Source organism: Streptosporangiales bacterium (assembly GCA_009379955.1).
Taxonomy (GTDB): Bacteria; Actinomycetota; Actinomycetes; order Streptosporangiales; family WHST01; genus WHST01.
The window spans coordinates 59,285-67,918 of sequence record WHST01000019.1 but is presented as its reverse complement, the minus strand read 5'-3'; the positions used below and the strand labels follow the sequence as shown (position 1 = coordinate 67,918).

At 72.5% G+C, this 8,634-nt stretch carries 6 protein-coding genes; 1 reads left to right on the top strand and 5 read right to left on the bottom strand.

Annotated elements, in window-relative coordinates:
- The coding region (locus tag GEV10_08485) for a hypothetical protein (protein MQA78502.1) at positions 1–2,034 on the bottom strand (2,034 nt) is incomplete at its 3' end.
- A gap of 396 nt (positions 2,035–2,430) precedes the next feature.
- Between GEV10_08485 and GEV10_08480 the strand changes: the two genes are divergently transcribed.
- On the top strand, positions 2,431–4,263 hold the full coding sequence (locus GEV10_08480) for an acyl-CoA dehydrogenase (GenBank protein ID MQA78501.1): 1,833 nt from the start codon (positions 2,431–2,433) through the stop codon (positions 4,261–4,263).
- A 66-nt stretch (positions 4,264–4,329) separates the two neighbouring features.
- Here GEV10_08480 and GEV10_08475 read toward each other — a convergent pair whose 3' ends face one another.
- From GEV10_08475 to GEV10_08460, 4 genes are read right to left on the bottom strand one after another with little or no spacing between them, the layout of a single operon-like run.
- Positions 4,330–5,823 (bottom strand): mannitol dehydrogenase family protein, encoded by a 1,494-nt coding sequence (locus GEV10_08475; GenBank protein MQA78500.1) that lies wholly within the window; start codon positions 5,821–5,823, stop codon positions 4,330–4,332.
- The gene (locus tag GEV10_08470; GenBank protein MQA78499.1) at positions 5,813–7,024 is read right to left on the bottom strand and encodes a D-galactonate dehydratase family protein; all 1,212 of its coding nucleotides are present in this window, start codon (positions 7,022–7,024) and stop codon (positions 5,813–5,815) included. Before GEV10_08470 ends, GEV10_08475 begins: the two co-directional genes overlap by 11 nt.
- Complete coding sequence (locus GEV10_08465) at positions 7,021–7,989, bottom strand: sugar kinase (GenBank protein MQA78498.1); 969 nt, start codon at positions 7,987–7,989, stop codon at positions 7,021–7,023. Before GEV10_08465 ends, GEV10_08470 begins: the two co-directional genes overlap by 4 nt.
- Positions 7,982–8,590: an aldolase gene (locus tag GEV10_08460; GenBank protein ID MQA78497.1), complete on the bottom strand. Its 609-nt coding sequence runs from the start codon at positions 8,588–8,590 to the stop codon at positions 7,982–7,984. Before GEV10_08460 ends, GEV10_08465 begins: the two co-directional genes overlap by 8 nt.
- Positions 8,591–8,634 lie beyond the last annotated feature (44 nt).

Here is an 8,634-nt window from a genome sequence, read left to right as displayed (position 1 = left end):
CTGCGGCGGCTGCGGCGCATCCGGGCCCTGCGGCGGCTGGTCACCCGGCGGCTGCGGAGCATCCGGGCCCTGCGGCGGCTGCGGCGCATCCGGGCCCTGCGGCGGCTGGTCACCCGGCGGCTGCGGCGCGTCCGGCGACCCTGGCGGCTGCGGGGCATCGGACGGCGGTGCCGGCGGCTGCGGCACGTCAGGTGATCCCGGCGGCTGCGGCGCGTCAGGGGACCCCGGCGGCTGCGGTGCATCGGGCAGCTCCGGCGGCTGCGGGGCATCGGACGGCGGTGCCGGCGGCTGCGGCACGTCAGGTGATCCCGGCGGCTGCGGCGCGTCAGGGGACCCCGGCGGCTGCGGTGCATCGGGCAGCTCCTGCGCACCCGGCGGCTGCGGCGCGTCCGGGTTGTCGGACGGCGGCGCCGGGGGCTGCGAGGGTCCCGGGTCCTGCGGTTCCGGCAACGGGACCGGCGGGATCTGATCCGGCTTGCCGTCCCCGTCGGCGTCATAGCCGGGGCCGTCGGCATCGTGACCGGGGCCGTCGGCGTCACCCGGCTCGCCGGGAAGCCCGTCATGCCTGGGCCGGTCACCGTCCTGCTGGTCGTGACCCGGCTGGTCGTGGTGGCGGTGCTTGCGGGCCTGCTCGAGCCGCTCTCGCACCTGTTCCAGCTGACGGCGGACCTCGGCCTGCCGCGCCTTCTCCCACCGCTTCCGTACGTTCGGCCGCTCGTCGCGCGCGTCGTCCGGGTCACACTCGCGCGCCTCACGGGACCGCTCGCGGACGTCCTCGGACTGCCGGCGCGTCTTCGCCTCGCGGCCGTCGCGGCGCTCGGTACGAGCCTCGCCGCGGCGCTCACGGGCTTCGTCGGCACCGCGCTCGCGCGCGTCCTCGATCTGCTTGCGGGCGCGGGCGATCTGCTTGCGGATCTCGGCCTGGCGCCGCTCCTGCGCGCGCTCGGCGGGCCGCTCGCGGGCCTCGTCACCCTCGTCGCCGGCACGCTCACGGGCCCGTTCGACCCGTTCGCGGACGGCGTCCGCACGGCGTTCGTGCGCCTGCCCGACGTTGCGCTCACGCGCCCGCTCGAACCTCTCTCGTACCCGTTCGATCTGCCGGCGGCTCTCGTCACCGTCGTGCCCTCCGGGATCCGCCGCCTCACGCTCCCCCGGCGGATGCGAGCCCCCTCGCCCCTCGCGGTGGCGGCGCGGCGAGTCGACGCCGGCACGTCGCAGCTCGGCATCGGTGCGCTCGCGTACGTACCGCTCGATGCGCCGCTCCAACCGCTCCCTGCGGAGGTCGTCCGCCGACGACGGACGGTGATCCCGCGCACTCTGGACGCCTGGCGTGTCCGCCTGCGCTGTCCCCGGCTGGGCGACCGCGGACAGCAGCCACCCCCCGAAGCCGAGTGCGCCGACGAGAACGGCGGTCGACATCAGCGGCCGGCGCTTACGCCTGACACGCCCGCGCCGTGGCGGATCGGGCAGCCGCGCGGTGCGACGCCTCGTCACCGGGCGGGACGCCACGACGCAGCCGGTGTCCCACGCGGCGGGAGTACGTGCCGGGACGTCGGCGTCCGGCGTCGCGGAGCCGATCGCGAGCACGTCCGCGGCGGCGGCGTCGACGAGGTCGCGGATGGTCGCGGCCGGGACCGTGCACACGGCCGCGCCGTAGGTGTGTGCCGGCGCCTCTCGTCGGTCGGGGCGCACCGCGACGTACGCACGGTGCGTGAGTCCGCCGAGCCGGTCCTCGTCGGTGGCGACGAGGACGGCGGACGCGACGTCGACGCCGGTCCGCTGCTCCTCCCACCACGCGTGCATCCGCGCACGGCAGGCCGGGTCGAGGAAGTCACGTCCGCGCACCGGCGGCACCAGCACGCGCGCCGCGCGCCCGGTCGCGGCGAGGCGTGCCGATAGTCCGCGCGCGACCGTGCCGGCCAGCCACTCGTTCCCGATCAGCACCAGGAAGACGGGTGGGGCCGCGGCCGGCGCGTCGACGGCGCCTGGCTGCGGAGAAGGGACTGCGTACGGCTGACGGCCGAAGGGATCCATGTCGAGAACTCCCGTAGACGCGCGGCGCTCAAAAAGCCTTGTCATCACTGTGCGTCGCCACGGAGTGCCTCTATGGCTCGGCACCGTGCCGACACTAGTGGCGACCCCCCGGGACCCTTCCCGAGCGCAGACCGCCTCACGGGCCTGCGGGAACGGGTATCGCGATGCCCACGAAGCGGGCCTCCCACCGGGAATCCCGCCCTCACCTGCGCCTGCGTACGACGCAACGCATCATGCGGCGAACTGGACGGTGACGAAGGGTGAGCGGCGGTTACGCGACAGTGACCTGTTGACGGACCGTCCCGATCGTGACCGGACCGGGACTTGCTCCCTGGTTACCGTCGGGTAACATCGAGAGTGTTACTGACGGGTACACATACCTTCGGAGACGCATCCATGGGGCACTACCGGAGCAACCTGCGCGACCTGCAGTTCAACCTCTTCGAGGTCTTCAGGCGACAGGATCTCCTCGGTCACGAGCCGTTCGGCGAGCTCGACGAGGAGACCGCGCGCGACATCCTCGGTGAGGTCGACCGACTGGCGACCGGCGAGCTGGCCGAGTCCCTGCTCGACTCCGACCGGAATCCACCCGTCTGGGACCGCGACTCCGGCACCGTGACGCTGCCCGAGGGCTTCAAGCGCTCCTACCAGGCGTGGATGGACGCCGAGTGGTGGCGCATGGACATCCCCGAGCGCATCGGCGGCACCATGGCGCCCCGCAGTCTGAAGTGGGCCGCCGCCGAGCTGGTGCTCGGCGCAAACCCGGCCGTGGCGATGTACGCGACCGGTCCCAACTTCGCGCACACCATCGAGCGTCTCGGCACACCCGAACAGCTCAAGATCGCGCACCTCATCATCGAGAAGCGCTGGGCCGCGACCATGGTGCTCACCGAGCCCGACGCCGGCTCCGACGTCGGCGCCGGCCGCACCAAGGCCGTGCCGCAGCCGGACGGCAGCTGGCACATCGAGGGCGTCAAGCGGTTCATCACCAGCGGCGAGCACGACCTGTCCGACAACATCATCCACTTCGTCCTCGCCCGCCCCGAGGGAGCCGGTCCGGGGACCAAGGGACTCTCGCTGTTCATCGTGCCGAAGTTCCACCACGACGACGAGGGCAACCTCGGCGAGCGCAACGGTGTCTACGTCGCCAATGTCGAGCACAAGATGGGTCTCAAGGCCTCGACCACGTGCGAGCTCCGGTTCGGCGAGAAGCACCCCGCGGTCGGCTACCTGCTCGGCGACGTCCACGACGGCATCCGGCAGATGTTCATGGTCATCGAGTTCGCGCGGATGATGGTCGGCACCAAGGCCATCGCCACGCTCTCGACCGCCTACCTCAACGCGCTCGAGTACGCGAAGGCGCGCGTGCAGGGCGCCGACCTCACCAGGGCGACCGACAAGGGCGCCCCGCGGGTCACCACGACACACCACCCCGACGTCCGCCGCATGCTGATGCTGCAGAAGTCCTACGCCGAGGGCCTGCGCGCGCTGGTCGCGTACACGGCGACCTTCCAGGACTCCGTGATGATCGCCGAGGCCGAGGGCCGCGTCGACGAGGACAGCGTGCGGATGAACGACCTGCTGCTGCCGCTGGTCAAGGGCTTCGGCTCGGAGAAGTCGTACGAGCTGCTGTCCGTGGCCCTGCAGACGTACGGCGGATCCGGCTACCTGCAGGACTACCCCGTCGAGCAGTACATCCGCGACGCGAAGATCGACACCCTCTACGAGGGCACGACCGGCATCCAGGGCCAGGACCTGTTCTTCCGCAAGATCGTGAAGGACAAGGCGCAGGCGCTGATGCGGCTCGGCAACGAGATCAAGGAGTTCGCCGAGAGCGAGGCCGGCAACGGCCAGCTCAAGGAGGAGCGCGCCGCGCTCGGTCGCGGGCTCGAGGACGTCCAGGCGATGGTCGGGCAGATGTTCGGCTGGGCGATGGGGTCCCAGGAGGAGGGCAAGGCCACCGAGCTCTACAAGGTCGGCCTCAACACCACGCGCCTGCTCACCGTGATGGGTGACCTCATCGTCGGCTGGCTGCTGCTGCGGCAGGCCGAGATCGCCCTCGCCGCGCTCACCGCGGGGCCGTCCGACCGTGACCGCGCGTTCTACCAGGGCAAGGTCGCGGCCGCCAGGTTCTTCGCGACGAGCCAGCTGCCCCGCATCCGCGCGGAGCGCAAGTCCCTGGAGAGCACGACGCTCGACCTGATGGACCTCGACGAGTCCGCCTTCTGAACCTGCCCCCGCCGTCGTGACGTCCGGGCAGGTGGCCGCCGCTGCCACCTGCCCGGACGTCACCCCCTACGACGCGGCGATGGCCCGTCGCAGCGTGGCGCGCACGCCGTCGCCGCGCAGCCGGTCGAGCCAGTCCACCAGCAGGTCCCGGAAGGAACCCCGCGCCAGGGCCGGATCGAAGATCTCCGTCACTCCCAACAGGCCGTCGACGATGCCGGCCGCGGTCGACACCGACCGCGTCGCGGTGCGGATGCGCTCGGCCAGCGGGTCGTCGAGCGTCAGCGGCGTGCCGGAGTCGGACGCGGACGCCGAGACGTACCGCATCCACGCGGCCACGCCGAGGGTCGCCCACCGCGGCTCACGCCCCGCGGCGAGTGCGTCCGCGATCGTGCCGAGCAGCCGCGGACCCAGCTTCTGTGAACCGTCCATGGCCACCTGCCTGGTCGTGTGACCGAGCGCCTCGTTCCTGAACCGGTGCAGGACAGTACGCCCGTACTCGACGAGGTCGACTCCCTCGGGTGGGTCGAGCGTGGGGGTGACGTCATCCGCCATCAGCCGCGCCACGACGGCCTCGATCGCCTCGTCGCGCATGGCGGCGGCGATCGTGTCGTACCCGGCGAGCGCGCCGAGGTAGGCGACCGTGGAGTGGCTGCCGTTGAGCAGCCGCAGCTTGGCGCGCTCGTACGGCTCGACGGACGCCGTGAGCTGCACGCCGGCCCGCTCCCACGGCGGCCGGTCCGCGGCGAACCGGTCCTCGATCACCCACTGGCTGAACGGCTCGGTGACCACGACGGCCTCGTCGCGCAGGCCGAGCAGGTCGCGCGCGTCGCGCAGGTCCGCGTCGGTCGTCGCCGGGGTGATGCGGTCGACCATCGAGTCGGGGAAGGCCGCGTGCGCCTCGATCCAGGCGCCGAGCCGGTCGCCCTCGGCGGACGGCAGCGCCGCGACGAAGTCGTCGACGAGGCCTGCGAGCACCCGGCCGCTCGACGGGAAGTTGTCGCAGCAGAGCACCGACACCGGACCGGCGTCATCACGCATCCGGCGCTGCAGGCCGCGTACCAGCCTGCCCACGACGGTCACCGGGGGGCGCCCGGCGAGGTCGGCCGCGATCTCGGCGTCATACAGCGACAGCCGACCCGTCGCCGGGTTGTGCCGGTATCCCTTCTCGGTGACGGTCAGCGTCACGACCGCCGTCGAGCCGTGCGCGAGCCGGTCGAGGACCGCACCGGGGTCGCCTGATCCCGACCGGACGTCGCGCAGGACGCCGACGACACGCGCCCGCGCGGTGTCGTCGTCGCGTTCGAGGACGGTGTAGAGACCGTCCTGCGGACCGAGCAGGTCGGCGACGGCGCCGCTGCGGGAGGTGAATCCCGCGATCCCCCAACGGGTGTCACCGGACGCCGCGACCGCGCCCTCGGTGTAGACCGCCTGGTGCGCGCGATGGAACGCCCCGACGCCCAGGTGCGTGACGCCGACGTCGAGCGAGCGCGGGTCGACGACCGGACGCAGCTCCTCAGGGACCCACCCCAGCGTGCCGAGCGCCAGCCGGTCACCAGTCATGCATGGAGCCGTCGCGCAGCCGGTTGACCGGCAGGTAGCGGCGCTCGTACGGGTACTTCGCCGCCTGCTCCTCGTCGATGTCGACGCCGAGTCCCAGCGCCGTGCCGAGGTGCAGGGAGCCGTCCGCGTACGCGTACTCGTGCGGGAAGACGTCGTCGGCGGGAGGCAGGTGCGGCATGTACTCCTGGATGCCGAAGTTGGGCGCGGCGATGTCGACGTGCAGCGCCGCCGCGAGCGAAACCGGCGAGAGGTCACCAGCGCCGTGCGCGCCGGTGCGCACGCCGTAGACGTCCGCCAGGGCATGGATCCTGCGCAGGTGGGTGATCCCGCCCGCGTGCGACACGGCCGCGCGGATGTAGTCGATGAGCCGCTCGGTGATCAGGGTCTGGCAGTCCCAGATCGTGTTGAAGATCTCGCCGACCGCGAGCGGCGTGGTCGTGTGCTGCCGGATCAGCCGGAACGCGTCCTGGTCCTCGGCCCGCGTGGCGTCCTCGATCCAGAACATCCGGTACGGCTCGAGCGCCTTGCCGAGCCGCGCGGCCTCGATCGGCGTGAGCCGGTGGTGGACGTCGTGCAGCAGGTGGAAGTCGTAGCCGAACCGCTCGCGCACGGCGGCGACCATGCAGGGCACGAAGTCGAGGTACGCGCCGGTGTCCCAGACCGCCTCCTTCGGGAGGACGCCGTCCTTGGCCGGCTCGTACGTGCCGCCGGTGTCGGTCGTGCCGTACACGTCCGCCAGCCCGGGGATGCCGACCTGCACACGGATCGCGCGGAAGCCGTCGTCGCGGTAGCGCTGCACCGAGTCGAGCACCCCGGCGACGTCGTCGCCACTGGCGTGCCCGTACACCATCACGGCGTCACGGGTGGCGCCGCCGAGCAGCTGGTAGACCGGCAGGCCGGCGACCTTGCCCTTGATGTCCCACAGCGCGACGTCGACGGCGGCGATCGACGCCATCGTGACCGGGCCGCGACGCCAGTACGCGCCGCGGTAGAGGTACTGCCAGGTGTCCTCGATTCGGTGCGGGTCGCGCCCGATCAGGAGGGGGCAGACATGCTCCTGGAGGTACGCCGCGGTCGCGAGCTCGCGACCGTTGAGCGTGGCGTCGCCGATGCCGTAGACGCCCTCGTCGGTCGTCACCTTGAGGGTGACGTAGTTGCGTCCCGGACTGGTGACGATGACCTTCGCCTCGGTGATCCTCATCGACCCTCGTTCCTCCCCATGCCCTCACTCGCCGCCAGCCGGCGGGTCTCCACCAGGCCGGGGATGTACCCGGTGCCGCCGAGCCCGGAGACCGACAATGACGCGGCCGCGATGCCGAGCCGTACGGCCCGGGCCAGCTCGTCACCCTGCGCGCGCCGCGCCGTGAGCGTGCCGGCGAACACGTCGCCGGCGCCCGTCGCGTCGACGGCATCGGGATTGTCAGGGACCGGCACGAGGGTACGCGTCGACCGGTCCGCCAGCACCACGTCGTCCGTCCCCCGGGTGATCGCGACGGCACCCGCGCCGAGCGCGAGGGTCTCGGCGACCACGGCGTCGGCGTCGTCGGTGTCGAAGAGGAAGCGGGCGTCGACGGGGCAGGATGGCGTGACGACGTCGGCGTGCGGCGCGACGTCGGCCAGCGCGGCACGGGCGTCGGCGGGACTCGTCAGCTTCGGCCGGGCATTGGGGTCGTACGTCACCGTGCCACCATGCGCCGCGACGAGGTGCATCGCGCGGAGCGCCGCGGCCCGTGCCGTCGGCGAGATCGCCATCGCGATGCCGCTGAACACCAGACCCTTCGCGCGCTCGAAGAGCCCGCGCGCCGCCTCGACGTGATCGGGCGAGAGCGTCGACCCCGCGCTGCCGTCGCGCCAGTAGAGGAACTGGCGCTCACCGCTGACATCGGCGCTGACGAGGTACAGGCCGTTCGACCGCGGCGACCTGACGACGGCACCGGTGTCGATGCCGAGCTCCTCCGCACGCGCCACGATCGCGTCGCCGAGCTCGTCGTCGCCCACGACGGAGAACAGCGCGGTGCGCGCTCCCGCGGCGGCGGCCGCGGCGGCGGCGTTCAGCACGTCGCCGGAGAAGCCGAGCCTGATGGTGTCGGCCGAGCGCACCGGCTGGTCGGTGCGCAGCTCGACGAGGACCTCGCCGAGTGCCACGACGTCGACGGCCTCACCCATCGGCGTCCGCGAACCTCGCGGCGAACAGCTCCTCGAGTGCGTCCCTGTCGGTGGGCAGCACGGACCCGACGCCGACCGCGACGGCACCCGCCCGCAGGTAGGCGTCGACGTCGGCGAGCCCGATACCGCCGGTCGGGATCACGGCCGTGCCGGCCGGGAGGATCGTCAGGACGGACTTCAGGTAGGTGGGCCCGCCCACGTGTGCGGGGAACAGCTTGACCGGACCGTGTGCCGCAGCCGAGGCGAGCTCGCTCGGGGTGAACGCGCCCTCGAGGAACGGCAGGTGCGCGTCTGCGGCGACTGCGCGTACGGCGGGGGCGGTGTAGGGCGAGACGAGGAACGCGGCGCCGAGGCGTACCGCGGACGTCGCCTGCTCCTGGGTGGTCACGGTGCCCAGCCCGATCAGCGTGCCGTCGGCGCCGAACCGCTCGACGGCGTCCCCGAGCGCGCGGTCCCAGCCCGGGACGGTGGTCGTCAGCTCGATCACACGGCAACCGGCCGCGACGAGCTCGGCCACCCTGGTGACCGCGGCGGCCGGGTCGTCGGCGCGCAGGACAGGGACCAGCCGCTGGGTCCTGGCGAGAGAGAGGAAGTCGGTCATCTCGTTGTTTTACGTAGTGGAACGTCGTATCGTGTAGCCGAACA

Coding starts and splice junctions, on each gene's coding strand:
- GEV10_08475 (MQA78500.1), bottom strand. CDS start 5,823: ATGACTGGTGACCGGCTGGCGCTCGGCACGCTGGGGTGGGTCCCTGAG.
- GEV10_08470 (MQA78499.1), bottom strand. CDS start 7,024: ATGAGGATCACCGAGGCGAAGGTCATCGTCACCAGTCCGGGACGCAAC.
- GEV10_08465 (MQA78498.1), bottom strand. CDS start 7,989: ATGGGTGAGGCCGTCGACGTCGTGGCACTCGGCGAGGTCCTCGTCGAG.
- GEV10_08480 (MQA78501.1), top strand. CDS start 2,431: ATGGGGCACTACCGGAGCAACCTGCGCGACCTGCAGTTCAACCTCTTC.
- GEV10_08460 (MQA78497.1), bottom strand. CDS start 8,590: ATGACCGACTTCCTCTCTCTCGCCAGGACCCAGCGGCTGGTCCCTGTC.